This window comes from Rhodanobacter thiooxydans, from assembly GCF_030291135.1.
GTDB classification, from domain to species: Bacteria; Pseudomonadota; Gammaproteobacteria; order Xanthomonadales; family Rhodanobacteraceae; genus Rhodanobacter; species Rhodanobacter thiooxydans_A.
Window position 1 is genome coordinate 2,054,757 of record NZ_CP127409.1, and the last position, 26,243, is coordinate 2,080,999.

Annotated in this window: 25 protein-coding genes; 13 read left to right on the top strand and 12 right to left on the bottom strand. The window is 67.5% G+C overall.

The features are described from left to right. Positions 1–10 precede the first annotated feature (10 nt). From QQA13_RS09365 to QQA13_RS09380, 4 genes are all read left to right on the top strand, one after another. Entirely contained in the window at positions 11–475 is a 465-nt protein-coding gene (locus QQA13_RS09365; RefSeq protein ID WP_108473047.1) for a GFA family protein, read from the top strand. Positions 476–544: 69 nt separating this feature from the next. Beyond that, complete coding sequence (locus QQA13_RS09370) at positions 545–1,315, top strand: metallophosphoesterase (protein WP_108473048.1); 771 nt, start codon at positions 545–547, stop codon at positions 1,313–1,315. A gap of 85 nt (positions 1,316–1,400) precedes the next feature. Next, complete coding sequence (locus QQA13_RS09375; RefSeq protein ID WP_108473049.1) at positions 1,401–1,880, top strand: VOC family protein; 480 nt, start codon at positions 1,401–1,403, stop codon at positions 1,878–1,880. A gap of 71 nt (positions 1,881–1,951) precedes the next feature. Then, positions 1,952–2,605, top strand: a complete 654-nt coding sequence (locus tag QQA13_RS09380; RefSeq protein ID WP_108473050.1) for a glutathione S-transferase family protein — start codon at positions 1,952–1,954, stop codon at positions 2,603–2,605. 77 nt (positions 2,606–2,682) lie between these two features. Here the strand turns inward: QQA13_RS09380 and QQA13_RS09385 are convergent, their stop codons facing one another. The 6 genes from QQA13_RS09385 to hutU form a co-directional block, all read right to left on the bottom strand. Continuing rightward, positions 2,683–4,185 (bottom strand): tryptophan halogenase family protein, encoded by a 1,503-nt coding sequence (locus tag QQA13_RS09385; RefSeq protein WP_108473051.1) that lies wholly within the window; start codon positions 4,183–4,185, stop codon positions 2,683–2,685. Between the two features lie 192 nt (positions 4,186–4,377). Continuing rightward, on the bottom strand, positions 4,378–4,785 hold the full coding sequence (locus QQA13_RS09390; RefSeq protein WP_108473052.1) for a VOC family protein: 408 nt from the start codon (positions 4,783–4,785) through the stop codon (positions 4,378–4,380). A 499-nt stretch (positions 4,786–5,284) separates the two neighbouring features. Then, the gene (locus QQA13_RS09395; protein ID WP_056764644.1) at positions 5,285–5,620 is read right to left on the bottom strand and encodes a GNAT family N-acetyltransferase; all 336 of its coding nucleotides are present in this window, start codon (positions 5,618–5,620) and stop codon (positions 5,285–5,287) included. 436 nt (positions 5,621–6,056) lie between these two features. Beyond that, positions 6,057–6,671, bottom strand: a complete 615-nt coding sequence (locus QQA13_RS09400; protein WP_159082231.1) for a hypothetical protein — start codon at positions 6,669–6,671, stop codon at positions 6,057–6,059. 552 nt (positions 6,672–7,223) lie between these two features. After that, positions 7,224–7,940 carry a hypothetical protein gene (locus QQA13_RS09405; protein ID WP_159082232.1) on the bottom strand — a complete coding sequence of 239 codons (717 nt, stop codon included), beginning with the start codon at positions 7,938–7,940 and terminating at the stop codon, positions 7,224–7,226. 95 nt (positions 7,941–8,035) lie between these two features. Continuing rightward, a complete protein-coding gene (gene hutU, locus QQA13_RS09410) occupies positions 8,036–9,706 on the bottom strand; it encodes a urocanate hydratase (protein WP_108473054.1) in 1,671 nt (556 codons plus the stop codon). A 213-nt stretch (positions 9,707–9,919) separates the two neighbouring features. On the opposite strand from hutU, the gene QQA13_RS09415 reads away from it, so the two are divergent. The 5 genes from QQA13_RS09415 to QQA13_RS09435 all read left to right on the top strand — a co-directional run bounded on the left by QQA13_RS09415 (position 9,920) and on the right by QQA13_RS09435 (position 14,470). After that, positions 9,920–11,002: a catalase family peroxidase gene (locus QQA13_RS09415; protein ID WP_108473055.1), complete on the top strand. Its 1,083-nt coding sequence runs from the start codon at positions 9,920–9,922 to the stop codon at positions 11,000–11,002. Further along, positions 10,999–11,535, top strand: coding sequence for a cytochrome b (locus QQA13_RS09420; protein WP_108473056.1), 537 nt, complete (start codon positions 10,999–11,001; stop codon positions 11,533–11,535). The genes QQA13_RS09415 and QQA13_RS09420 overlap by 4 nt, the downstream gene beginning before the upstream one ends. A gap of 147 nt (positions 11,536–11,682) precedes the next feature. Next, positions 11,683–12,297 (top strand): hypothetical protein, encoded by a 615-nt coding sequence (locus tag QQA13_RS09425; protein ID WP_234411393.1) that lies wholly within the window; start codon positions 11,683–11,685, stop codon positions 12,295–12,297. A 158-nt stretch (positions 12,298–12,455) separates the two neighbouring features. Next, positions 12,456–13,961: an AlkA N-terminal domain-containing protein gene (locus QQA13_RS09430; protein ID WP_108473058.1), complete on the top strand. Its 1,506-nt coding sequence runs from the start codon at positions 12,456–12,458 to the stop codon at positions 13,959–13,961. Further along, a complete protein-coding gene (locus tag QQA13_RS09435) occupies positions 13,958–14,470 on the top strand; it encodes a methylated-DNA--[protein]-cysteine S-methyltransferase (protein WP_108473059.1) in 513 nt (170 codons plus the stop codon). Before QQA13_RS09430 ends, QQA13_RS09435 begins: the two co-directional genes overlap by 4 nt. Positions 14,471–14,533: 63 nt before the next feature. Here QQA13_RS09435 and QQA13_RS09440 read toward each other — a convergent pair whose 3' ends face one another. Beyond that, a complete protein-coding gene (locus QQA13_RS09440; protein ID WP_234411394.1) occupies positions 14,534–14,953 on the bottom strand; it encodes a hypothetical protein in 420 nt (139 codons plus the stop codon). A gap of 49 nt (positions 14,954–15,002) precedes the next feature. Between QQA13_RS09440 and QQA13_RS09445 the strand changes: the two genes are divergently transcribed. Then, positions 15,003–16,286, top strand: coding sequence for an ectonucleotide pyrophosphatase/phosphodiesterase (locus QQA13_RS09445; protein WP_108473060.1), 1,284 nt, complete (start codon positions 15,003–15,005; stop codon positions 16,284–16,286). 147 nt (positions 16,287–16,433) lie between these two features. Here the strand turns inward: QQA13_RS09445 and QQA13_RS09450 are convergent, their stop codons facing one another. The 4 genes from QQA13_RS09450 to QQA13_RS09465 all read right to left on the bottom strand — a co-directional run bounded on the left by QQA13_RS09450 (position 16,434) and on the right by QQA13_RS09465 (position 20,843). Continuing rightward, complete coding sequence (locus QQA13_RS09450) at positions 16,434–17,720, bottom strand: MFS transporter (RefSeq protein ID WP_234411395.1); 1,287 nt, start codon at positions 17,718–17,720, stop codon at positions 16,434–16,436. Positions 17,721–17,793: 73 nt separating this feature from the next. Further along, positions 17,794–18,780: a DMT family transporter gene (locus tag QQA13_RS09455; protein WP_108473061.1), complete on the bottom strand. Its 987-nt coding sequence runs from the start codon at positions 18,778–18,780 to the stop codon at positions 17,794–17,796. Between the two features lie 141 nt (positions 18,781–18,921). Then, on the bottom strand, positions 18,922–19,326 hold the full coding sequence (locus tag QQA13_RS09460) for a DoxX family protein (protein WP_108473062.1): 405 nt from the start codon (positions 19,324–19,326) through the stop codon (positions 18,922–18,924). A gap of 152 nt (positions 19,327–19,478) precedes the next feature. Further along, the gene (locus tag QQA13_RS09465; RefSeq protein WP_108473063.1) at positions 19,479–20,843 is read right to left on the bottom strand and encodes a formimidoylglutamate deiminase; all 1,365 of its coding nucleotides are present in this window, start codon (positions 20,841–20,843) and stop codon (positions 19,479–19,481) included. A gap of 94 nt (positions 20,844–20,937) precedes the next feature. Here QQA13_RS09465 and QQA13_RS09470 point away from each other — a divergent pair, with 94 nt between their 5' ends. From QQA13_RS09470 to hutI, 3 genes are all read left to right on the top strand, one after another. Next, positions 20,938–22,497, top strand: coding sequence for a carbon-nitrogen hydrolase family protein (locus QQA13_RS09470; protein WP_108473064.1), 1,560 nt, complete (start codon positions 20,938–20,940; stop codon positions 22,495–22,497). A 70-nt stretch (positions 22,498–22,567) separates the two neighbouring features. After that, entirely contained in the window at positions 22,568–24,022 is a 1,455-nt protein-coding gene (locus QQA13_RS09475) for a chloride channel protein (protein ID WP_108473065.1), read from the top strand. Between the two features lie 15 nt (positions 24,023–24,037). Beyond that, positions 24,038–25,300, top strand: coding sequence for an imidazolonepropionase (gene hutI / locus QQA13_RS09480; protein ID WP_108473066.1), 1,263 nt, complete (start codon positions 24,038–24,040; stop codon positions 25,298–25,300). On the opposite strand, the gene lpxK is transcribed toward hutI, so the two are convergent. After that, positions 25,237–26,238 (bottom strand): tetraacyldisaccharide 4'-kinase, encoded by a 1,002-nt coding sequence (gene lpxK, locus QQA13_RS09485; protein WP_108473067.1) that lies wholly within the window; start codon positions 26,236–26,238, stop codon positions 25,237–25,239. The two genes, hutI and lpxK, sit on opposite strands and share 64 nt — an antisense overlap. Between the last annotated feature and the right edge of the window lie 5 nt (positions 26,239–26,243).

Below are 26,243 nucleotides of genomic sequence, written 5' to 3' on the forward strand. Positions count from 1 at the left end.
GAACCCGTCCATGATCTATCCACGACAACTCCCCGCCACCGGCAGCTGCCGCTGTGGCCGCGTGCGTCTGCGCGTCAGCAAGCCGGCCATGCTTACCATGGCGTGCCACTGCCACGGCTGCCAGAAGATGACCGGCAGTGCGTTTTCGCTATCGCTGGCGATGCCCGCCGACGGCGTGGAGGTGATCGAAGGCGAACTGGTCTGCGGCGGCCTGCAGGGGGAACACAGCCACCTGTACTGCGCGTTCTGCAAGTCGTGGGTGATGACCCGCCCGGCAGGGCTCGACTGGCTGCTCAACCTGCGCCCCTCGGTGCTCGACCCGCACGAAGACTTCGTGCCGTTCATCGAAACCTGCACCGACGCCCGGCTCGCCTGGGCGTCGACCCCGGCGAAACACAGCTATGCCGGCTTCCCGCCGATGGAGGCCTACCAGCCGCTGGTCGAGGCCTTCGCCGCCGAAACCGCGGATGCCTGACTGGCGCGCCCGAAAAGCCGGGCCAGCCCGGTTTCGTGCCCATCGCCATCGCCGCTGACGGAGCATCGCATGCGCCTGCACATCCTGTCAGACCTGCACCTGGGCGTGCACGGCATGCCACCACCCGAAGTGGTGGCGGACGTGACGATCCTTGCCGGCGACATCCGGCGCCCGGCATCCGACGCGATGCAGTGGGCGGCCGGCCTGGGGCGCCCGGTGCTGTATGTCCCCGGCAATCACGAGTTCTACGGCGGTTCGATCCCGGAGGTGCGCCAGGCACTGGCCCGCAGCGCCCGCGAACACGGCGTCCGGCTGCTGGACCAGGCCGTGCAGGTGATCGACGGCGTGCGCTTCGTGGGCACCACGCTGTGGACGGACTTCGCGCTGTTCGGCGCCGAAAACAAGAGCCTGGCAATGACGCAGTCGGCAAAGTTCATGCGCGACTTCACCGTCATCCGCAACGCCGACAGCAGCGCGTTCACCCCGGCCGACGCCTGCGCGCTGTTCGCCGAACAATACGCATGGCTCGCCACCGCGCTGGATGAACCTTTCGCCGGGCCAACCGTGGTCGTCACCCACCATGCGCCGACCCCGCGCAGCGTGCATCCGCGCTTTGCCGATACGCCAGTCAGCGCCGCCTTCGTGTCCGACTGCAGCGCACTGATGGGCCGCGCCGCACTGTGGGTCCACGGCCACACCCACGACAGCTTCGACTACACCGTGAACGGCACCCGCGTGGTGTGCAATCCGCGCGGCTACGGCTCCGACGGGGTGAACGAGAACCCGCATTTCGACCCGTGCCTGTGCATCGAGGTGGCGGCAGGCCGCCAAGCGGCGTAATGCGGCGGCGTCATGTCGATCTGCACGCCCGCCGTTCGTCGGTAGCAGGAAGAGCCGCTTCCCCGACCGACTCAGGAGCACCGGCATGATGAACAAGAACACGATCTGTCTCTGGTACGACGGCGCCGCGCTGGAGGCGGCGACGTTCTACGCCGCGACGTTCCCGGACAGCCGCGTGGGCGCCGCCCATCGTGCGCCGGGCGACTATCCGGCGGGCAGGCAGGGCGACGTGCTGATGGTCGAATTCACGGTCATGGGCATCCCGTGCCTGGGCATGAATGGCGGCCCCGGCGTGCCGCACAACGAATCGTTCTCGTTTCAGGTGGCCACCGAGGACCAGGCCGAAACCGACCGCCTGTGGAACGCGATCATCGACCACGGCGGCCAGGCCAGCGCCTGCGGCTGGTGCAAGGACAAGTGGGGCCTGTCGTGGCAGATCACCCCGCGCGCACTGATGGCAGCGGTCGCCGACCCCGACCCGGCCGTGGCAAAGCGCGCATTCGAGGCGATGATGACGATGACGAAGATCGACATCGCCGCGATCGAGGCCGCCCGGCGCGGCTGACACACCCCGACCATTCGTGCCGGGCGCCGCCCGCGCAACGATGACGCCATGCCATCACCCGGAGTTTTCCGATGTCCCCCATCATCACGGCTTTTGAAAGTTCACCCGATCGCGGCCAGGGCCTCGCGCGCGACATGCGCGTGCGCTGGGCGCTCGAGGAAGTGGGCCAGCCTTACAACGTTCGTCTTGTTTCGTTCAAGGCGATGAAGGAACCGGCGCATCGCGCGCTGCACCCGTTCGGGCAGATCCCCACCTACGAGGAAGACGGGCTCGCCCTGTTCGAGTCCGGCGCCATCGTGCTGCACATCGCGAAGCAGCACGCGGGCCTGCTGCCGGACGAGGCGAACGCCCGGGCGCGCGCCGTCATGTGGATGTTCGCCGCGATCAACACGGTGGAACCGCCGATCCTCGAACTGCAGACCGCCAAATTCGCCGAGGGCGACAAACCCTGGACCGCCGAACGCCTGCCGCTCATCAAGCAGCGCATCCGTCACCGGCTGGACGAGCTTGCGGTTCGCCTCGGCGACGCCGACTGGCTCGACGGCGCGTTCAGCGCAGGCGACCTGATGATGATGCACACCCTCCAGCGGTTGAAGCCCTCGGGCCTGCTTGGCGACTACTCGAATCTCGCCGCCTACGTCGCCCGTGGCGAAGCAAGGCCCGCATACAAACGTGCCTTCGCCGCCCAACTGGCGGTGTTCACCGGCAAGCCGCCGGCCGGCTGACAGGGTGCGCCACAGGGCCGTGGATGCGACGGGTCCACGACACCGGGGCTCCGTCCCTTTGGCCCAGACGGCAGACCCTAGCGTGCGCGGCAATGGCGATCGATGTACTCGGCCTGGGTCGGCATCGTCGTCACGACCTGCTCCATCATCTGCCGCAGCTCGGCCAGCCGGCTCGGTGCGTCGATGGTGGTGCGCAGGTCCACCAGCGGGTCGTAGCGCGCGGGCCAGACTTCCTGGCCGATCATCACCGCCAGCCAGTTCGGGTTCTGGAACAGCTCCAGCGGCTCGGCCACGGTGCGGCCGCAACTGCGGAACTGGTCGAGCTTGTATTGCAGCGTGTCGGGAATCGCCATCGCGCGGCAGTCGCGCCACAGCGGGGCGTCGTCGCGCGTCGTGGCGTGGTAGTGCAGGATCAGGAAGTCGCGGATGCGCTCGTGCTCGGCATGCGTGATGCGGTTGAATTCGCGCGCGGCCAGCGGATCGAAGTCGCGGTCGGGGAACAAGGCCAGCAGGCGCGACAGCGACGACTGCACCAGGTGGATGCTGGTCGACTCCAGCGGCTCCATGAAGCCGGCCGCCAGGCCCAGCGCCACGCAGTTGCGGTTCCAGGCAAGCCGCCGCCGCCCGGTGACAAAGCGCAGCAGGCGCGGTTCCGCCAGCGCCTCGCCTTCGAGCCTGGACAGCAGCAGCGCCGTCGCCTCGTCATCACTGATGTAACGGCTGCCGTAGACCATGCCGTTGCCCATGCGATGCTGCAGCGGAATGCGCCACTGCCAGCCCGCCGCATGCGCCGTGGCGCGGGTGTACGGCACCGGCGCCTCGCCGTGCGCGCTCGGCACGGCCACCGCGCGGTCGCACGGCAGCCACTGCTCCCAGCTCTCGTAGCCGGTCTTCAGGGCGCCCTCGATCAGCAGGCCGCGGAAACCGGAGCAGTCGATGAACAGGTCGGCCTCCAGCACCGCGCCGCCGGCCAGCGTCACCGATTCGATGAAGCCGTCCCCGCCGCGCAGCGTGACGTCCACCACCTTGCCTTCCGTGCGCACCACGCCGCGCTGTTCGGCGTAGCCGCGCAGGAAGCGCGCGTACAGGGTGGCGTCGAAGTGGTAGGCGTAGTCGAACGTGGCCTGCACGTGCTGGCGCCCGCCCGATGGCCGCTCGAACCGGCCCTTGCGCGCGGCCACCCAGGCAAGGGCGTAATCCTGCAGTGGCGTGGTATCGCCGCGGGCGCGCTCGCGCAGCCAGTACTGGTGCAGCGGCACCGCGTCGAACGACATGCCGATCTGCCCGAAGGGATGGAAATAGCGGTGCCCCAGGCTGCTCCAGTCGACGAACTCGATGCCGAGCTTGAACGTGCCCTGGGTGGCGGCGACGAACGCGTTCTCGTCGATGCCGAGGATCTGGTTGAACAACTTGATCGGCGGCAGCGTCGCCTCGCCGACGCCGATGGTGCCGATCTCGTCGGACTCCACCACGTCGATGCGGCAGTTGCCCTGCAGCCCCCTCGCCAGCGCGGCGGCGGCCATCCAGCCAGCGGTGCCTCCTCCAACGATCACGATGCGGCGGATACGGCGGTCGGTCATGGCGCGAGGGCGGTGGCGGGCGGGAATGCCCTTGCATCTTTACCGGAAGCGGGGAGGCCCGCAAACCCCCGGAGCCATCGCGTCTGCCTTGCTCCGCCTTCCCGCAGAGAAAAGGGGGACGTACCCAGTCAAGCCAGTCGACCTGGCGTGCCGGCAAGGGTCACCGCCGGGATCCAATTTGCCACGTCCCGTTTAATTGGCAGGAATGGCTGCGGGGTCCATCCAGAACGGCCCCCACACATGCCCGTCGGGATCGGTCAGGTCGCGGCCGTACATGAAGCCCAGGTCCTGCACCGGATTGATGTCCGCGGTGCCGCCGTGGGCGGCGGCCGCCGCGTTCATGGCATCGACCGCCGCGCGGCTGTCCAGCGCCAGCGCCAGCGACACCTCGCTCGACGTCGCCGGGCAAATCGGGCGCTCGGTGAACGTGCGCCACTTGCCATGCGTCAGCAGCATCACGTAGATCGCCTCGCTCCACACCATGCAGGCGGCCGTGTCGTCGGTGAACTGCGGATTGTTGGTGAAGCCCAGCGCTTCGTAGAAGGCCATCGAGGCAGCCAGGTCGGCGACTGGCAGGTTGACGAAGATCATGCGGTTCATGGCGATTCCATTTCGGTGAGGTGCCCATGCAACGAACGGCGAGGCTGGAAATCGACAAGTTACGCAGCTATCCGGAACGGGTTCCGGAGACCTTCCCGCCGCTTCCCGACGGGAGGAAGTGAACCGGGCACCGTTGCCCTCATCGGGCATGCGTTGCCCTGACCTTAATTGACGCGCCCGAAAAAGCCGGGCCACCTCAACCTGACCCTGTTTTTTGCCCTTGAAAATTGTCCCTGACACCTTTACGGTTCTGGGCTCACCGCCGCCCTCACCGGGGCGCCTTCGACCGTTCTCCAGCCGATCACCAGGAGAAAACGCCCAAGCGCGAAGGCCGCAGGCTTGCACGCAAACCAACAACCCTGAAGCGCAAGGTTCGAAGCATTGGACCGCGAGGGTCATCCACCTCGCACGCAAGGTTCAAACCCTCGTGCGCAACGATTCGACGGAGCGGTCGGCGTTTCGGACGGCCCACGCGGCACGGATGCGCCGGCACCGGACGTCACGTCTCGTCGGTGCAGGGTTCCGGCACTACGCCCGGTGCCACCGTCATCACGTCCTGCCAGGCCGGGTTCTTCAGATAACGCGCACGGACGTAGGGGCAGAACGGAATGATCCGGAAGCCCTGCCCGCGCGCGTCGGCGATCAGCCGATCGACCAGCGCCGACGCCGCGCCGGTGCCCTTCAGGCTCTCCGGGGACAAGGTGTGGTCCGCGCTGATCAGCCCCGGCCCGCGATGCGTGAAAACCAGTTCGGCTTCGGCCTCGATACCGGTCACCGTTGCGACATAGCGGCCATGCCGGCCATGTTCTTCCCGGGTGATGTGAACGTCAGTCATGGCTCGACTCCTGGGCTTGAACCCGTGGGGATGGCAGCAGTGTGCCATGCGCACGCTGGTCGGCCACCGACGTGCCGCCGCTGGCGCGCCCAACGGGCCAGTCGAATTTTCCAGGGCCCAGGAAGTGAACCTGATCTGGCCCCGTTTTTGAGCACCGTGAACACGCCGAAAATGTCCCTGCCAAAAAAAGTCCCTGACACCTCTTTCTGCAGTCTTCGCCCTGGTTTCGCCCATGGATTTAATTCGCCACGTCCCGTTTAATCGTTTAATCTGAACGGTGACTGGCGCGATCTTGGCGCCGCATGAAACATAGCGGCTGGTGGTCAACGACAAAACGGGCGCCTACTCCTGGCGATCACCGGGGAAGAGCAAGTGCGGGCCTATTGACTACGGATGGCGAAATGGTGACCTCTGTTTTTTTTAAATTATATACGAGTCAGTCGCCCCTATTTCTGATCTTGTCGATAGATATTCTGACGCCGATAAAGCTACTCGCCATGAAGCGCCGAACCCGGGGTATGAGCGTGACTTCTTGTTGTGAGACGCGTTCAATCATCCGAGCCACCTCAGCGCGCTGCTTGGACGTCAAGTCTTCCAAGCCTCCGCTACGCCCCAATTCCTCACGAATTCTCTGGCGATTCGCGCGGGCCAATCGGCCTTGCTCATACTGGTTGTACGCCGAAGAAACCGAAAGCACTGCACTTGGAAGGTACTTCAGCACTAACCACATAATCACGAGCGGGGAGGAGTTGGTGGCGACGCCGAGCGCCTCCCGGGCTATTAGCTCCCACGAGCCTTGCTGACATTTAGCAAACTTGAAGTGTCCAGTCTGGCGACGAGAGTAAGAACGAAAGTCCTTATGTGATCGACCGTATATACGATCAATAAATTCTAAAAACGCCGCAAAATCTCTTGCGACAATATTTTCTGCTGAGATGCTCACAATAAGGTGCAAATAAGCGTCGCTGGAAACCTCATCAATCTCGGGCAAGACACTCTTCGTAATAGCACGAACCGAGGAATGAGAGATAGCAATGAGCTGACCAGTCATCTTGGCAATCCATTAGAAGATGGAAACATGACAGAGAAATGAGAGCATGTAAAAAATTGTGCAGCCGAGGCTATGATTACACAGATGAATTCACCTTCAGGGCAAAAAGAACCTTATTCACTGAAGCGCCACGCACCGCCTGAGTAAAAACTCGCTCACCTTCACCACCGACAGCACCAACCGTAGAACTCCTTGCACGTCCTCCTAGACAAAATCCGGTTCGTTTGAAAACGATGGGGGCCGAAGCCCCCATCGTCCTTAGCAGCGAACCAAAAAGCAAAAATAGTCAGCCGTTTTCGGGTAGACCAATTTGCCGGTCCGATAGTGCTTGAAGCACTTAACGAACACCCACCGATACCCCGGTGGAGGGGGAGGACGTGACCCAGTCATGGGCTTTGCTCCAGGCGCTCCTTGACACTTCAGCCATCCCCACATCAGACTTTAGTTGTTGACACCGAAGACTGAGGGAAAGGTAAAGCTCCCTTGGGGCAGCGCCAGATGCACCCCTTGGAATTCGGAGCCGCCTACTGCTCGAAACAGTAGGCGGCTTTTTTATTGTTCATCCAAACGTTGCACCAGAACCTTTTTCACCTTCTTTAGCATCGCTTCGACGATCAGCAAGTCCTCTTCTTCAGCAACGACGATCGTAGAGTTCAGCCCAGGACCCTTGAATGTGATCGCGTAGTCGGTGGGGCCAAGCGGCTCTACCTTGGCTGCAACCGGATTGGGGGAGACAGCAACCTGACTTTCGTCATCATCAGCGGAGCTACTTTCTGGCTCGGCTAAGTCACTTGATGATGTCATGGTAGCCAAGACGTTCCCTGCTTCGATAATTCCGGCTTGATCGGCGCCTTCCAAAAAGTACGCGCTGACCTTAGATGCCTGATCTTGAGGAACGTCAAACTCCCTAATCAACAGCTTCCCGAAGTGCTCAACCGGTAGCGGCTTTCCCTCGAAGCGCTTGTAAATTGCAAGAAACATGGGAGGCGACAGCAACGCAGCCCGTAGAGCATTGCGCTTCTCGACGTCGTTGTACGCCAGCTTGTAATCACGGTAGACCTGTTGAACCGCCAGCCTGCCGCCTTTTGAGCTAATCAATCCATACTTGGTTGCCGCTGATATCAACGCCGTGAAAGCTCCGCCCTCTTTCCGGTTCAAGCGCTCTGCCGCCATCAAAGCTGTACTAGAGCCACCCAAACTGCTCACGGCATCGGCAAGTTCGATGCTGTTCAATAACGAAGCTCGTGGGTAATCGACAATCTTAGGCATGGCAGCGTCTCCAGTTTTATCTAGCTTAACTAGCTAAAAACCAGAAGTCAACTACAGCTGCTAGTAGCTAATAACGAGAGGTCACACCTTGACCGTTACGTCATCGGCAACTTCAGCCCCATCTCCCTCGCACACTCCACCGCCACCTCATACCCCGCATCCGCATGCCGCATCACCCCGGTTCCCGGGTCATTCCACAACACCCGCGCAATCCGCTCATCCGCTTCCTTGGTCCCGTCGCAAACGATCACCACCCCGGAATGCTGCGAATACCCCATCCCCACCCCGCCGCCATGATGCAGCGACACCCACGTTGCACCACCAGCCACATTCAACATCGCATTGAGCAGCGGCCAGTCGGACACCGCATCCGAGCCATCCTTCATCGCCTCGGTCTCGCGGTTCGGTGAGGCCACCGAGCCGGAATCCAGATGATCGCGACCGATCACCACCGGCGCCTTCAGCTCGCCGTTGCGCACCATTTCGTTAAACGCCAGCCCCAGCTTGTCGCGCAGACCCAGGCCGACCCAGCAGATACGCGCCGGCAATCCCTGGAAGCTGATGCGCTCTTTCGCCATATCCAGCCAGCGATGCAGGTGCTTATCGTCGGGGATGAGTTCCTTGACCTTGGCGTCGGTCTTGTAGATGTCTTCCGGATCGCCGGACAGCGCGACCCAGCGGAACGGGCCGATGCCTCGGCAGAACAGCGGGCGTACGTAGGCGGGGACGAAGCCGGGGAACGCGAATGCGTTTTCGCAGCCCACGTCCTTGGCCATCTGGCGGATGTTGTTGCCATAGTCGAAGGTGGGGATGCCTTGCGCGTGGAACGCGAGCATCGCGTCCACGTGGGTCTTCATCGACAGCTTGGCGGCGCGCGCGGTGCCGACCGGATCGGACTTGCGCCGCTCGAACCACTGCTCGACCGTCCAGCCCTGCGGCAGGTAGCCGTTGACCGGGTCATGCGCGCTGGTCTGGTCGGTGACGGCGTCGGGGCGCACGCCGCGGCGCACGAGTTCCGGCAGCACGTCGGCGGCGTTGCCGAGCAGCGCGATGGATTTCGCCTCGCCGGCTTCGGTGTACTTCCTGATGCGTGCCAGCGCGTCGTCGAGGTTCGTGGCCTGCTCGTCGACGTAGCGGGTCTTCAGGCGGAAGTCGATGCTCTTCTGCTGGCACTCGATGTTGAGGCTGCAGGCGCCGGCCAGTGTGGCGGCCAGCGGCTGCGCGCCGCCCATGCCACCGAGACCGGCAGTGAGGATCCAGCGTCCCTTGAGCGAGCCGTGGTAGTGCTGGCGGCCCATCTCGACGAACGTCTCGTAGGTGCCCTGCACGATGCCCTGCGAGCCGATGTAGATCCACGAGCCGGCCGTCATCTGGCCGTACATCATCAGGCCCTTCTTATCGAGCTCGTTGAAGTGCTCCCAGGTGGCCCAGTGCGGCACCAGGTTGGAGTTCGCGATCAGCACGCGCGGCGCGTCGGCATGCGTGCGGAACACGCCGACCGGCTTGCCGGACTGCACCAGCAGGGTCTCGTCGTCGTTCAGTGCGCGAAGGGATTTCAGGATCGCGTCGAAGCACTCCCAGTTGCGCGCGGCGCGACCGATGCCGCCGTACACCACCAGCTCCGCCGGGTTCTCCGCCACCTCCGGATCGAGGTTGTTCTGCAGCATGCGGAACGGCGCCTCGCTGAGCCAGCTCTTGCAGGAAAGCTCGCTGCCGCGCGGCGCGCGGATGGTGCGGGTGGTGTCGATGCGGGTGGGTGCGTTCATCACGAAGGGCTCCGGTGAGTCAGACCACCGAGTATAGGTCAGCGGCCGGCGCACCCGAACGGTGGCCCCCGGGGCTATAAGCAGGCGTCGAGCCGAATCGACAAGCCGCATGTAACGAAGTGCCGCCACAGAGCGAAGACCTGACGGCACGGCCAGGAAACCCACCGCCGCGCCTTCCCCGATCACACGAGGCCCTGCGGCCAGGAGTCGAGCATGCACGATCCCGCCCCACCCGATTCGCCGGCTCGCCGGTTCGGATCATGGACCCTGATCGCCGCAGCCGTCGCGGTCGCCGCCGTCGCGTTCGGCTACGTCGGCGGCTGGCTGGCGCCGCAGCGGCTCACGCCGGAAAAACTGGTGGACCAGTTCCAGCACAACGCCGGCACGTTCGTCGGCTACCGTCGCAACCACGCGAAGGGCGTCTGCGTGACGGGTTATTTCGACAGCAACGGCCAGGCGCAGGCGTACTCCATGGCGCAGGTGTTCGCACCCGGGCGCACGCCGGTGGTCGGCCGCTTCGCGCTCCCCGGCAGCAATCCGTACGCGCCGGACGGCAGCGTGCCGATCCGCAGCATGGCGCTGCGCTTTGCGCTCGCGAACGGGCAGCAATGGCGCACCGGCATGAACAGCATGCCGGTATTCCCGGTCGCCACGCCGCAGGCGTTCTTCGCGCAATTGCAGGCGCAGCAGCCTGATCCGGCCACCGGCAAAGCGGACCCGGCGAAGGTGGCCGCGTTCTTCGCCGCGCATCCGGAAACCGCCGCGTTCCGCGCCTGGGCGAAGACGGCGGAACCGTCCGCCAGCTTCGCAACCGAAAGCTACTGGAGCCTCAACGCGTTCGTGTTCGTCGACGCGAACGGCAAGCGCCAGCCGGTGCGCTGGCGCATGGTGCCGGAAGCGACTGACGCCGGCAGCGGGTTGAACAAGGCCGGCAACGCGAACTATCTGGCCACCGACCTGGCCGAACGCCTGGCGCACGGTCCGCTGCGCTGGCATCTGCAGGTCACGCTTGCGAACCCGGGCGACCCGACGAACGACGCGACGAAGACGTGGCCGGACGACCGCCGCACGATCGACGCCGGCACCCTGGTGCTGGAACGCACCGAGCCGCAGGACAGCGGCCCCTGCCGCGACATCAACTACGACCCGCTGGTGCTGCCGGCTGGCATCGAAGCCTCCGACGATCCGCTGCTGCCCGCGCGCTCGGCCGCGTATGCGGACTCGTACCTGCGCCGCACCAGCGAGGAAGCCCGCCTGCCCGGCACAGCCACGCCCTCAGCGGAGATGAAACGATGAAGGCCGCCACGAACACGTTCACGCTCGCCGCGCGCGTGCTGCACTGGCTGATGGCTGCGATGATCCTGGCAATGCTGTTCATCGGCGTCGGCATGGTCGCGTCAGTGTCCGAGCGACACGAATGGCTGCTCGCGATCCACAAGCCGCTCGGCATCGCAATCCTGATCCTGGCCGTGGTGCGGCTGGCGGTGCGCCTGCGCCACCCGCCGCCGCCCCTGCCCGCTGACCTGCCCGCGCTGCAGAAACTGGCGGCGCTGGCGTCGCACTGGCTGCTGTATTTCCTAATGCTGGCGATGCCGCTGATCGGCTGGGCGATGCTGTCGGCCGGCGGCTATCCGGTGATGCTCGGCACGTCATTGCGGCTGCCGTCGATCCTCCCGGCCAACGCGACCGCGTTCGCCGTGCTGCGCCACCTGCATGGCACGTTCGCGCTGCTGCTGTTCCTCACGTTCCTGGCGCACATGGCGGCGGCGCTGTACCACGGCCTGATCCGTCGCGACGGCGTGCTGTCGGGCATGCTCGGGCGGCGCTGATCCGGCAGCGAGGGCTGCGTCGTGTTCGCCGGCGACGACGCCGGCGAACCGGTGCACATGCCTGCCGGCAGCCACCGCCCGCCCCGGCCATCGCGCCGATTGACCGCGCCATGACAGCGGCACAGACTGTCCGGCGGGAACCCCGGAGTGACCGTCACAAGTCACCGTGAGGAGGTTGTCATGCGTACCACAGGCTGGAAAAAGCAAAGCTGGAAGAACGGAGCCATCGTCGCCGCTGCCTTGTTCGCCGTCGGGGGCGGAGTGCTCGCGGCGGAACATCCCGCACCGAGCGATGCGCAATTGATCGCGAGCGCGATGCACGCAGCGCCGGCACGCGTCGCGAAGGATGCGACGATCGTGGCCATGGGCGCGGATGGCGCGATGCGCACGCTGCGCAAGGGCACGAACGGGTTCACCTGCATGCCGGACAACCCGTCGACGCCGGGGCCGGACCCGATGTGCATGGACCAGAATGCGCTGGAGTGGATCAACGCGTACATGGCGAAGAAAACACCGCCGGCCGGCAAGCTCGGCATGATGTACATGCTGGCCGGTGGCACGGACGCGAGCAACACGGACCCGTATGCGCAGAAGCCGGACAGTGGCAACCACTGGATCAGGACCGGGCCGCATTTCATGATCGTCGGCGCGGACCCGGCGTTCTACGCGAACTATCCGAAAAGCGCGGACCCGGAAACAGCGGCACCGTACGTGATGTGGGGCGGCACGCCGTACGAGCACCTGATGGCGCCGATCAAGTGAAGCGCCAAAGCAAGGCACGCGCGATGACTGCGTGGATCGATCACGCGAACTGATGTCCTGGACCGGTTGAACGTACCGCCCCGACCGGCCCGTTTGCATGCAGCATGGATGTCCGAAAACGGCGAGTCAGCCTGCGCAGGTGGTGCTAGCCTGCCGCCATGAACGAACCACCCACCCTGCCCGCCCCGCATGTCTGCGAACAGGCCCGACTCAGCCGCGACGCGCGCTTCGACGGGTTGTTCTTCACCGCCGTGCGCAGCACCGGCATCTATTGCCGGCCGGTGTGCCCGGCGCCGGCGCCGAAGCGCGAGAACGTGCATTACTACGCGAACGCGGCCGCCGCGGCAGCGGCCGGCTTCCGGCCGTGCCTGCGCTGCCGGCCGGAACTGGCGCCGGGCAACGAGCAGTGGCAGCGCGGCGATCATGTCGTGGCGCGCGCGTTGAAGCTGATCGAGGCCGGCGCGCTGGCGGAGCAATCACTGGACGAACTGGCGGCGCGCGTCGGCATCGGCGCGCGGCAACTGCGCCGGCTGTTCGTCGAGCGCATCGGCGCGCCGCCGGTCAGCGTGCACACGACGCGCCGGCTGCTGTTCGCGAAACAGCTGCTGACGGAGACGGCGCTGCCGGTGACGGAAGTCGCGCTCGCGTCCGGTTTCCGCAGCCTGCGCCGGTTCAACGCGGCGTTTGCGCAGGCGAACCGGATTGCACCGCGCGAACTGCGCCGGCACCCGCGCGCGGCGGCCGATGCGCCGCTGGTGCTGCGGCTCGGCTACCGGCCGCCGTACGATTTTCCGGGGCTGCTCGCGTTCCTGCGCACGCGCGCGTTGCCGGGCGTGGAACTCGTCGACGAAGGCAGCTACGCGCGCGTGTTCGGTCCGGCGGATGCTCCCGGCTGGCTGCGGCTCAGTGCGTGGCCGGGCGGCGAGCATGCGTTGCAGCTGCAATTGCATTGCCCGCAGCCGACGCGGCTGCTCGGCGTGGTGACGACGCTGCGGCGCATGTTCGACCTGGACGCGAACCCGCAGGCGATCGCGGACACGTTCCGCCACGACGCCGTACTCGGCCCGCGGCTCGCGCGCCACCCCGGCCTGCGCCTGCCCGGCGGCTGGGACGGTTTCGAGATCGCGGTGCGCGCGGTGCTCGGCCAGCAGATCAGCGTGCCGGCGGCGCGCACGCTGGCAACGCGCATCGTGCAGCGCTGGGGCGAGCCGCTGCCGGCGGCGCCGCTGCCGGGGTTGCAGCGGCTGTTTCCGACGCCGGCCGCGCTGGCGCAGGCGGACCTGCGCGAGGTCGGCCTGACCACGACGCGCGCCACCACGATCAGCGGCATGGCGCAGGCGCTGCTGGACGGCCGTGTGGACTTCGGTGCAGGGCAAGCGCTGGAGGCGTTCGTGGCGCGCTGGGTCGCACTGCCCGGCATCGGCGAATGGACGGCGCACTACATCGCGATGCGCGCGTTGAGCGCGCCGGATGCGTTCCCGGCGGCCGACCTGATCCTGCGCCGCGAAGCGGCAGCGGATGCCACGCCGCTCAGCACGAAAGCGCTGACCGCACGCGCGAACGCGTGGCGCCCGTGGCGCGCGTACGCCGTCATCCATCTGTGGCGCGGCGCAGTGGAAGCGCCGTCGCCGGCACGCCAGAAAAAAGCGGAGGCGATTGCATGACGAACCTGCCTGACACCATTTACTACGACGAGATGGACAGCCCGGTCGGCACGCTGCGCCTGGTCGCCGACGGCCACGGCCTGCGCCAGATCTGGTTCGAGCGCGAACGCCATCCGAAGCAGGCGCACCCCGGCTGGGTCCGCGCAGCCGCACCGTTGAAGTTCGCGCGCGTGCAGCTGGAGCAATACTTCGCCGGCGAACGCCAGCACTTCGAACTGCCGCTGCATCCCGTCGGCACGCCGTTCCAGCTGGAGGTGTGGCACGAGCTGGGGCGGATTCCGTACGGCGTCACGATCAGCTACGGCGAACTGGCCCGGCGCATCGACAAGCCGCTGGCGGTGCGCGCGGTCGGCGCCGCGAACGGACGCAACCCGCTGCCGATCGTGCTGCCGTGCCACCGCGTGATCGGCGCGAACGGCAGCCTCACCGGCTTCGGTGGCGGCCTGCCGACGAAGCGCTACCTGCTGGACATGGAAGGTCGCATCGCGCACGGCGATCTGTTCGGCTGACGCGCGACTCTTGCCGCTTCCCGTACGGCGGGCAGTGCCCGCCTGCGACCGCCCGCTTGAACGTCAACCGCCGCTGCGCGACGCCGCCGGCAACGCCTGCGGCACCACCCGCGGCAGATCGGGCGTGTCGCGCTCGCGGTCGAGCAGATCCTGCTGCCGGACCCGATCGCGCTCGCGTTGTGCCTGGTCGGCCTGGTCGAGCTGGCGCTGGGCGCGGGCGTCATTCGCCGCCGGACGTTTCGCGTTGTCCGACACACCCTGATGCAACTGCTGCTGCAGCTGGCTCTTTTGCAGTTCGTCGCGCACCTGCTGCTGTTGCGCATCCTGCTGGAAGCGCACGCTCGGCGACACCGGCCGGGTCGCCGGCTGCGTGCCGGACTGTTGCCAGGCACAGACGGCGCCCAGCGGGACAAGCGCCAGCACACCCGTCAACAGCGTGCGCAGCAACGGGGAATACCAGGCGTGGCGTGTAATGGTCATCATGGTGCGCGATCATGCAGGGATGGTTTGAATACATCGTAAGGTCCCCCGCATGAAAATCCTGTTTCGCCTGCTGCTGTGCTCGCTGGCAGCATTCTGCTTCGGCTGCGCCACGCAACACCCCACCACACCTGCAGCCACCACCGCCGCGTCCGGCAGACCCGTACCGCTGCTGCTGATCTCGATCGACGGCTACCGCCCCGACTACCTGCAGCGCGGGCTCAGCCCGACCCTGGCGATGCTGGCGCAAGGCGGCGTGCAAGCCGCGTCGATGCAGCCGGCGTTCCCGTCGCTGACGTTCCCGAACCACTACACGATCGTCACCGGCCTCACTCCGGACCATCACGGCGTGGTCAACAACACGATGTTCGACCCGCAGCTGGGCAAGTTCTCGCTGAGCAGCCGCAAGGCGGTCAGCGACGGCCGCTGGTGGGCCGAGGGCACGCCGATCTGGGAGACCGCCGACCGGCATGGCCTGCGCACCGCCACCATGTTCTGGCCCGGCTCGGAGGCGGATATCCACGGCCATCACCCGGATTACTGGAAGCCGTTCGACGGCAGCGTGACGGCCGACCAGCGGGTGGACCAGGTGCTGGCCTGGCTGGATCTGCCGGCGGCCGAACGGCCCGGCTTCCTCACCCTGTACTTCGATGCGGTCGATCACGCCGGCCATCTCTACGGACCGGACGCGCCGCAGGTGAACGCTGCGCTGCGCGAGACCGACGCGGCGCTGGCGCGGCTGGTCGCGGGGCTGAAGCAGCGCGGCCTGTTCGACCGCATCAACCTGATCGTGCTGTCCGACCACGGCATGGCCGGCGTGCCGGAAGCGAACAGCGTGATGATCGACCAGCTGGTCCCGCTCGACCGCGTGCAAACGGTGAGCATGGGCATCCTGGCCGGCTTCAACCCGACGTCGGACAGCGCGGAGGCGCGCGCCGATTTCGCGAAGGTCGAGCAGACCCTGGAGCAGCCGCACCCGCACATGCAGTGCTGGGACAAGACCCGCGTGCCGGCGCGACTGGCCTACGGCAAAAACCCGCGCGTGCCGCAGCTGCTGTGCCTGGCGAACGTGCACTGGCGCATCACCACCAGCGACTACGCAGCGAAACGCAAAGGCCGGTTGAGCCTGGGCGAGCACGGCTACGACAACGCCGAGCCGCTGATGCAGGCGCTGTTCGTGGCGCATGGCCCGGCGTTCCGTGTTGGCGCGAAGGTGTCGGCGTTCCCGAATGTGGACGTCTATCCGTTGATGACCCACCTGCTCGGCGTCCCCGCCGCCGCGAACGACGGCGACTACGCGGCGGTGAAGGACATGCTGAAACCCGCCGCGCGCTGAGCCTTTCTCCCTCCCCTGCGCGCAGGGGAGGGTTGGGGTGGGGTGCTTCTTGCCCGGACCTCAGATCAAGAGCTTTACCCCTCACCTGAAGGACTCCCTTCGGTCGCCGACCTCCCCCTGCGAGCAGGGGGAGGAGTAGTGCAGACCCTACGGCATCGCGCCTCGGCTCATCGGCGTGGGCGGCGTCGCCACGTTGACCAGCGGCGGCAGGCGGAACAGCCGCAGCGCGACCAGCAGACCGGCCAGCACCAGCAGGCCGACGAACAGCGCCACCCCGCTCCAGCCATGCGACGCGTAGAACAGCCCGCCGCTGGCGCCGGCGATGCTGGAACCCATGTAGTAGCAGAACAGGTAAACCGAGGCGGCCTGCGCCTTCGCCGCGCCGGCGCGCCGACCGACCCAGCTGCTGACGATGGAGTGGCCGCCGAAGAAGCCGAACGTGATCGCCACGATGCCCAGCATGATCAGTGGCAACGGCCGCGTCATGGTCAGCGCCACGCCGGCCAGCATCAGCGCGAACGCGGTCCACAACACCTTGCGCCGCCCGAGCTGGCCGGCCAGGTGGCCCATCCACGCCGAGCTGAATGTGCCGATCAGATAGATGCCGAAGATCAGCCCGACCACCGCCTGGCTCAGCTTGTACGGCGGCGCCATCAGCCGGTAGCCCAGGTAGTTGTAGACGGTGACGAACGCGCCGAGCAGCAGGAAACCCTCGACGAACAGCCACGGCAGGCCGCGGTCGCGGAACATGCCGGCGAAGCGCCCCAGCAGCGCGCGCCAGCGCAACGGCTGCGCCGTGAAATGCCGCGACGGCGGCAGCGCGCGCCAGAACACCAGTGCGGCCAGCACGCCGATCACACCGACCACCGCCACGCCGATGCGCCAGCCGAAGAAATCGGCCAGCACGCCGCTGATCAACCGCCCGCCCATGCCGCCGACCGCGCTGCCGCTGATGTACAGGCCCATGCCCAGGCCGATCGACTCGGTGTCCATTTCCTCGCCGAGATAGGTCATCGCCACCGCCGGCAGGCCACTCAAGGTCAGTCCCAGCAAGGTGCGTACGGCCAGCAGCGCGGTCCAGTCCGGCATCACCGCGGTGACCAGCACCAGCAACGCCGAAGCCAGCAGCGAGGCCACCATCACCGGCTTGCGCCCCCACGCGTCGGACACACCGCCGGCGAACAGCATCGCGAACGCGAGCACGCCGGTGGTCAGCGACAGCGACAGCGCCGCACCCGCCTCGCTGACCCCATAGTGCCGACTGAACTCCGGCATCAGCGGCTGCACGCAGTACAGCAGCCCGAACGTGGCGAAGCCGGCGGCGAACAGCGCCAGGTTGGTCTGCCGGAACGCCGGCGTCCCGTGGTGGATGTACGGCGCCAGCGCTTCGGCTTCCAATGGCCCTGCCGCTTCCGGCTCCGCGTCACGCTTCATTTCGCTCACCCTGGTGGCTCAACCCGGCAAGGATAGAGCGAGACGGCCGAACGATGGATGACGCTCCCGCAGCTCAGGCGCTGCGGTCGCCACGCAGCGCGCGAACTTCCTCGTCGTGCCCCGCCGCGCCGCGCCCGCTGGACCAGCCGAACAGCGCGATGCCGACGACGATCGCCAGCGCGCCGATCGCGGCGTAGCCGTGCGGCCAGGCCTCGCCGAGGAACCATGCGCCGAGCAGCGTGGCGAACAGCAGCTCGGCTGCCTGCATCGCCTCCACTGCGGCCAGTGCGGTAGGTTCGCTGCGCACCATGTCGGTGGCGCGGAAGAACAGGATCGTGGCGATGGTGCCCGAGGACAGCGCCACGCCAGCAGCCAGCAGCGCCTCACGCCACGTCGGCGGACCGATCGTGAACCACGCGACCAGCGCGAACACCAGCCACAGCGGCCAGCTGCACAAGGTCATGCCGAACACCCGCTGCACCGCGTTGAGCCGGCTGTCGCAATGTTCCAGGTGCAGCAGCAGCTTGCGGTTGCCCAGTGGATAGGCGAACGCGGACAACACCACCGCACCGATCGCCAGCCAGTCACCAGCGCGCAATTGCCCCTGCGCATGGCCCCATTGCAGTGCGAACACGCCGACCACGATCAGCGCACCGAGCGCCAGCGTGCGCCAGGCCAGCCGGCGCCGTTCGTCGCGATAGATCAGCGGCGCCAGCAGCGGCCCGGCCAGCACGGTGGTCTGGAAGCTGCCGGCGACCAGCCACGACGGCCCGCTGCTGGCCGCCCAGGTCAGCGGCACGCCGAACAGCACGAAACCCATGCTGCTCCACAGCAGCCACGGCCGGGCGTGCCGGCGCAGCTCGCGCGGCAGTTCGCCCAGCCCGCCCTGCAACGGCAGCACCATCGCCAGCAGCGGCAAGGTGATCAGGTAGCGCAGGATCACCGCCCACGCCCAATGCCCGCCGCCGGCAACGATGCCGCGGTTGAGCACGTAGGTCAGCGTGAAAAACAGCGCCGAGCACAGCGCCAGTCCTGTCGCGGCAAGGGCATTCGTACGCATGCGGCGCTATCGGGCAAAGGATCGAGTGTGGCAAATCGCGCCGCGCCGGCGAAGCATCCGGTCGCGACTGCATGAGCGCATGCGGAACGCCCGCCGTTGCCGGTGGGCGTTCCGGTCAAGCGATGGCGGATGGAAAGCCGCTCAGTTCCAGCGGCCGTTGCTGCCGCCGAGGCTGTAACGGCCGGCGCCGAGCAGCATGATCGCCAATGCGGTGCCGAGGAACATGCCCTGCAGTTCCAGCGCCCAGCCGCCGGTATCGGCCAGCGTGGCGAGCTGGCCCATATGCACCAGCCCGATCGCCACCAGCATGTTGATCACGATGATCAGCCCGCCTACCCGCGTCCAGTACCCGGCCAGCAGCAGCAGCGGCGCCACCACCTCGCCCACGTACACCCCATAGGCGATGAACGACGGCAGGCCGGCACCGGTCACCACGCCGATGATGTAGCCAGGCCCGTGCATCAGCTTGGACACCCCATGGAACAGGATCAGCACACCCAGTACGACGCGAAGCACCAACTTGCCCAGATCGGTGGAACCTTGCATGGCAACTCCCCCTTGACTGACTCGTTGAGAAAATCAGACACCCCTTCGACACGCTGACTGTCGCCGTGGAAGTCCACTGGCGGGCGATGCCTCTGGCAGGAAACCGTGAAGGGTCACCTGCCAGCAGGCTCCCGCAGATGAACCGGCGTGGATCAACGCAGCCGTGATACTACACCGCGATAACGCGCCGCGATGCGCTCCTCGTCGCGATGGCGGAAACCGCGCACCTGCCAGCGCCCGCCGACCATCACGTCGCGCACCAGCGGCGTGTTGCCGGCGAACAGGAAGCTGTCCAGCAGCGAACGCGCATCGCGCGCGGCGAGCAGCGGCGAGCTGTCGTCCAGCACGATGAGATCGGCGCGCGCGCCCTCGCACAGTTCGCCGACCGGTCGGCCCGAAGCCTGGGCGCCGCCACGCAGCGCGGCGCGCCACAGCGTCTCGCCCACGCTGTCGCCCTCGTGCCGCGCGGCGATGTTGCGGTGGCGGGTCGAAAGGCGCTGGCCGTATTCCAGCCAGCGCAGTTCCTCCACCGGCGAGATCGAGATGTGCGAGTCCGAGCCGATGCCAAGCGTGCCGCCGGCGTCCAGGTAATCGGCCAGCGGGAACAGGCCGTCGCCCAGGTTCGCCTCGGTGGTCGGGCACAACCCGGCCACGGCGCCGCTGCGCGCCAGCTGCGCGGTCTCCGCCGCGGTCAGGTGGGTGGCGTGCACCAGGCACCAGCGTGGGTCGACCGCGGCATGCTCGAACAGCCATTCCAGCGGCCGCGCGCCGCGGGTGGCCAGGCAGTCCTGTACCTCGCCGACCTGCTCGGCGATGTGCAGGTGGATCGGCCCGCTGGCCGCCAGCTCGCTGGCCAGCACCTCGCGCAACGCCGGCTCCGGCACCGCGCGCAGCGAGTGCAGCGCGATGCCCACGCTGACGTCTTCGTTCTGCTGCCGGCGCAGCGTCTCCAGCAGGCGCAGCCAGGCCTCCACGGCATGGCCGAAGCGGCGCTGGCGCGCACTCAGCGCACGACCGTCGAAGCCACCGCTGATGTACAGCACGGGCAGCAGGGTCAGGCCGATGCCGGCCTCGCGCGCCGCCTCGATCAGTGCCAGCGACATCGCCTCAGGCTGCGCGTACGGCATGCCATCCGGCTGGTGGTGCAGGTAGTGGAACTCGCAGACGCTGGTGTAGCCGGCCTTGAGCATCTCCACGTAGAGCTGGGCGGCGATCGCCTGCAGTTCGTCCGGACCGATCGTGGCGGCGAACGCGTACATCGTCTCGCGCCAGCTCCAGAAGCTGTCGTCGGCCTTCCCCCGCCGCTCGGCCAGCCCGGCCATCGCGCGCTGGAACGCATGCGAGTGCAGGTTCGGCATGCCCGGCAACACCCAGCGGCCCAGCGGCTTGGCGGTCGTGTCCGCCGGCGCCAGCAGGTGCCCGTCGGCAGCCACGCCCAGCGTCGCGCCGGCCTGCCAGCCGCCTGCCCGCCACAGCTGATCGGCCTTGAAGTGGGCAATGGCAGTGCTGTCACTCATTGGTCTGGCTCCCGTGCGCGATGCCGCGCAGTGTAACCGGCCCGGTGAAACCGCTTTCACCTGCCCTCACCGCCGGGCCGGGCATAATCGCCCGATGGCCCGAAAAACCAGCGAAAACACCCCGAAACTGCGGCTGCGCCAGGCCACCCCGGCCGACGTGCCGGCCTTGGTCGAACTCACCGCGCGCGTCTACACGCCCGAGTGGGGCCACTCCGCCGAGATGCTGCGCTCGCAGCAGACGCACTTCCCGGAAGGTCAGTTCGTGGTCGAGTACGAAGGTGCGATCGCGGGCTACTGCGCCACCTTCCGCATTGACGAGGCCACCGCGCTCGGCGCCCACACCTGGATGCAGGTCACCGGCGGCGGCATGGGCTCGCGGCACAAGCCGGACGGCAACTGGCTGTACGGCATGGAAGTCGTGGTGCACCCGGACTACCGCGGCATGCGCATCGGCCAGCGGCTGTACCGGGCGCGCAAGCGCCTGTGCATGGATCTCAAGCTGCGCGGCATCGTGTTCGGCGGGCGCATCCCGGGGCTGGCGCGGAACATCCAGCGCTATGGCAGCGCCGAGGCCTACGTGCAGGCGGTGGTGGAAGGCAAGCGCCGCGACCAGACGCTGAGCTTCCAGCTGGCCAACGATTTCGAGGTAATCGGTGTGTTACGCGCCTACGTGCCTTCCGACCATGAATCGCTGGGCTATGCCGTGCACCTGGTCTGGCGCAACCCGCAACTGCTCGACCAGCCCGACATCCCGCCGATCACCTCGGCGCGGCTGCTGCCCGATTCGGTGCGGGTGGCTTCGGTGCAGTACCAGCAGCGGCGGATCGCCTCGTTCGAGGAATTCGCCACCCAGGTCGAGTACTTCACCGACATCGCCGCCGACTACGGCGCCGACTTCGTCACCTTCCCCGAACTGATCACGCTGCAGCTGCTGTCGATCGAGAACACCGAGCTGTCGCCGGTGGAGTCGATCCGCAAGCTCAGCCACTACACGCCACAGGTGAAGGAGCTGTTCAGCCGTCTGGCCGTCCATTACAACATCAACATCATCGCCGGCACCCATCCGACCGAGCAGGCCAACGGCGACATCCACAACGTCTGCTACGTGTGCCTGCGCGACGGCTCGCTGCACGAGCGCGAGAAGCTTCACCCCACGCCGAGCGAGCGCAACGTGTGGAACATCGCCGGCGGCGACAGCGCGGCCACCGTGCAGACCGACTGCGGCCCGATCGGGGTGATGATCTGCTACGACGCGGAGTTTCCCGAGGTGGCGCGCTACCTCACCGACCAGGGCGCGCTGATCCTGTTCGTGCCGTTCTGCACCGACGTGCGCGAAGGCTACCTGCGCGTGCGCTACTGCGCGCAGGCGCGGGCGATCGAGAACCAGTGCTACGTGGTGATGTCGGGCAACGTGGGCAACCTGCCGGGGGTGAACAACTTCGACATCCAGTACGGCCAGAGCTGCATCCTCACGCCGAGCGACTTCCCGTTCGCGCGCGACGGCATCGCCGCTGACTCCACCCCGAACATCGAGACCGTGCTGTTCGCCGACCTGCGCCTGGAAAGCCTGGCTCGCGCACGCAACGCCGGCGCGGTGACCAACCTCAAGGATCGCCGCTTCGACCTGTACGAGACGCGCTGGCGGCCGCACTGAACGCACGCCTCCGGTTCGCAGGGCGGGCACTGCCAGATACCATCCGCAGCGAGTCTGCGATAATCGCAAGATGCCCGAGTCGCCCGACCCCGTATCGAAATCGTCCAATCCGCGCCTGCAGGCGCTGCTAGGGCACGAGTTCTTCGCGCCACACCACTGGAAACGCCGGCTGGTGCTGTGGTCCGGCGCGGTGCTGGTGGCGCTGGCGGCGATCCTGTTCGCCAAGGCCAGCACCTGGTCCTACCACCTGTTCCTGCGCGTCCTCGGCCACGGCAGCTGGATCCCGCTGATCCTCACCCCGCTGGTGTTCGGCCTGCTCGCCTGGGCCACCGAAGGACGCCTGCGCGCCACCCGCGGCAGCGGCATCCCGCAGGTGATCGCCACGCTGCACGTGGAGGACGCCGGTTTTCGCGCGCGCATGCTGGCGCTGCCGATCGCCGCCGGCAAGATGGTGATGACCCTGCTCGCGCTGGCGGTGGGCGCCTCGATCGGCCGCGAGGGGCCGACCGTGCACGTCAGCGCGGGTCTGTTCCACGCGTTGGGCCGGCGCTTCGGCTTCACCGATCCCAAGGCCGCCTCGCGCTTCATCCTGGCCGGCGGCGCCGCCGGCATCGCGGCGGCGTTCAACACGCCGCTGGCCGGCGTGGTGTTCGCGATCGAGGAACTGGCCGGTACCTTCGAGCACCGCTTCAGCGGCCTGCTGCTGACCGCGGTGATCATCGGCGGCGTGGTTTCGCTGGGCATTATGGGCAACTACTCGTACTTCGGCGAAGTCGAGGCCAGCCTGCCGCTGGGCCACGCCTGGCTCGCGGTGCTGCTGACTGGCGTGGTCTGCGGCCTGCTCGGCGGGCTGTTCGCGCGGCTGATCCTGCTCAGCCGGCACGGTCCGCTGGCGCAGGTCGGCCGCCTGCGTGCGCGCTGGCCGGTGTGGTTCGCCGTGGGTTGCGGCCTGGCGCTGGCGCTGCTCGGCGTGTGCACTCACGGCAGCGTCTACGGCACCGGCTACGACCAGGCCCGCGCGATCGTGCAGGGGGCGGCCAGCATGCCGGACCAGGGTTTCGGCATCGCCAAGCTCGTCGCCAACGTGGTCTCGTACTGGGCCGGCATCCCCGGCGGCATCTTCTCGCCGGCGCTGGCGGTCGGCGCCGGGCTGGGCCAGAACATCGCGCACTTCCTGCCCGGCGCACCCGCCGCGGCGGTGGTCCTGCTGGGCATGAGCGCCTACCTGGCCGGCGTCACCGGCGCGCCGCTGACCTCGGCGGTGATCGCGATGGAACTGACCGACAACCAGGACATGGTGATCCCGATCATGGCCGCCTGCCTGCTGGCGCGTGCCGCGTCGTCGCTGTTCTGCCCCACGCCGGTGTATCGCGATTTCGCCGAGCGCATGGTGCGCGACTTCGAGCAGCAACAGGCCACGCCCGCCGACCAGGCGTCCGCCGAGGCGCTGCCCGCCGCCGGCGAAACCAGCGCCTACACCGAACCTGCCGCGCCGGCGGACCGGGCACGCTCCAGCCAGCCATGACGGAAGAATGAAGCAATGACCGAACCCCGCTGGGACCGCCTGCTGCTGAACGCCACGCTGGCCACGTTTGCCGGCGACGAACCCTATGGCCTGATCGCGCACGGCGCGATCGCGCTGCACCACGGCCGCATCGCCTGGGTCGGCCGGCAGGACGAACTGCCGGAGGCTCCGGCCAGTCTCGCCGCCACGGTGGAGTCGCTGGACGGCGCCCTGGTCACGCCGGGGCTGGTCGACTGCCACACCCATCTGGTGTTCGGCGGCGACCGCGCGCACGAGTTCGAGCTGCGCCTCAACGGCGCCAGCTACGAGGAGATCGCCCGCGCCGGCGGCGGCATCGTCTCCAGCGTCAACGCCACCCGCGCCGCCAGCGAGGAACAGCTGTTCGCGCAATCGCTGCCGCGCGCCCGGGCGTTGCTGGCCGACGGCGTGACCACGCTGGAGATCAAGTCCGGCTACGGGCTGGATCTCGACAGCGAACGCCGCATGCTGCGGGTGGCGCGACGGCTCGGCCGCGAGTTGGGCATCGGCGTACGCACCAGCTTCCTCGGCCTGCATGCACTGCCGCCGGAATACTGCGACCGGCGCGACGACTATGTGGCGCTGGTCTGCGACGACATGCTGCCCGCGCTGGCCGCCGAAAAACTCGTCGATGCGGTCGATGCGTTCTGCGAAGGCATCGGCTTCAGCCGCGAGGAAACCCGCCGCGTGTTCGAACGCGCAAGGCAGCTCGGCCTGCCGGTGAAATTGCACGCCGAGCAGTTGTCCGACCTCGGCGGCGCCGCGCTGGTCGCCGAGTACGGCGGCCTTTCCGCCGACCACCTGGAGCACCTGAGCGAAGCCGGCATCGCGGCGATGGCCGCGGTCGGCACCGTCGCGGTACTGCTGCCCGGCGCGTTCTACGCGCTGCGCGAAACGCAGCTGCCGCCGATTGCGGCGCTGCGCGAACACCGCGTGCCGATCGCCGTCGCCACCGACTGCAATCCCGGCACCTCGCCACTGCTGTCGTTGCGGCTGGCTGCCGGAATGGCCTGCACCTTGTTCCGGCTGACACCGGAGGAAGCGCTGCGCGGAGTGACCGTGAACGCCGCGCGCGCGCTTGGCCTCGACGACCGCGGCACGCTGGCGGTTGGCCAGCGCGCCGACCTGGTGGTGTGGAACGCGCGCCAGCCGGCCGAACTGTGCTACTGGATCGGTGGAAACCTGGCCCGCAGGGTCTACGTGGCGGGCGAACCGGTTTCGCGGCGCAAACCGTCCAGGCGCTCGCCCAGCGCCTCGTAAAACGCCGCCGGCAAGTACGCCTGCACCGGCACCCGCCACCAGCCTGGCCGGGCGAAACGCCGGCATTTGACCGCGTCCTTGTCGGTCATCAGCAACGGCAGGCCATCGGCGAAATCCAGGTCGGTCGGCATGAAACCATGATGATCGGCGAAGGCATGCTCGATCACCTCGATGCCAGCGGCGCGCAGGCTGTCGAAGAAACGCCGCGGGTTGCCGATCGCCGCCACTGCATGGACACGCTGTCCGCTGAAACCGGCCAGTGCCTGCGTGCGGCCGTCGTCCAGCGCGATCACGTCGCCGCCGCGCAGTTGCATCGGGTACTCGCCCGGCTCGGCCACGCCGCCATTGCAGACGCGCAGGTCGACGCGCTGCAAACGGCTCAACGGTTCGCGCAATGGCCCGGCCGGCAGCAGCCGACGGTTGCCAAAGCGGCGGGTGCCGTCGATCACGCAGATTTCCACGTCGCGCGCCAGGCGATAGTGCTGCAGGCCGTCGTCGGCGACCAGCACATCGCAGCCGGCGTCCAGCAGCAGTCGTGCCGCCGCCGGCCGGTCGTGCCCTACCGCCACCGGCACGCCGCTGGCGTGGATCAGACAGGGTTCGTCGCCGACCTGTGCCGGGTCCGGCGCGTCGCCGAGCAACAGCGGTTCACGCTGGCTACCGCCGTAGCCGCGGCTGACCACGCCAGGCCGGTAACCGCGTGCACGCAGGGCACCGGCCAGCGCGATCGTCAGCGGCGTCTTGCCGGTGCCGCCGACGCTGAGGTTACCGATCACCACCACTGGCGCAGGCAAGCGCACGCTGCGCAGGATGCCGCTACGGTAGAGGCCACCGCGCAGACGGGTCACGACGCCATAAAGCGCTGCCAGCGGTGGCGCCCACCACGGTACCCGGCCGTTGCCGTACCAGGCTGATTCGAGCGTGTCGATCAGCGCCACGGGCG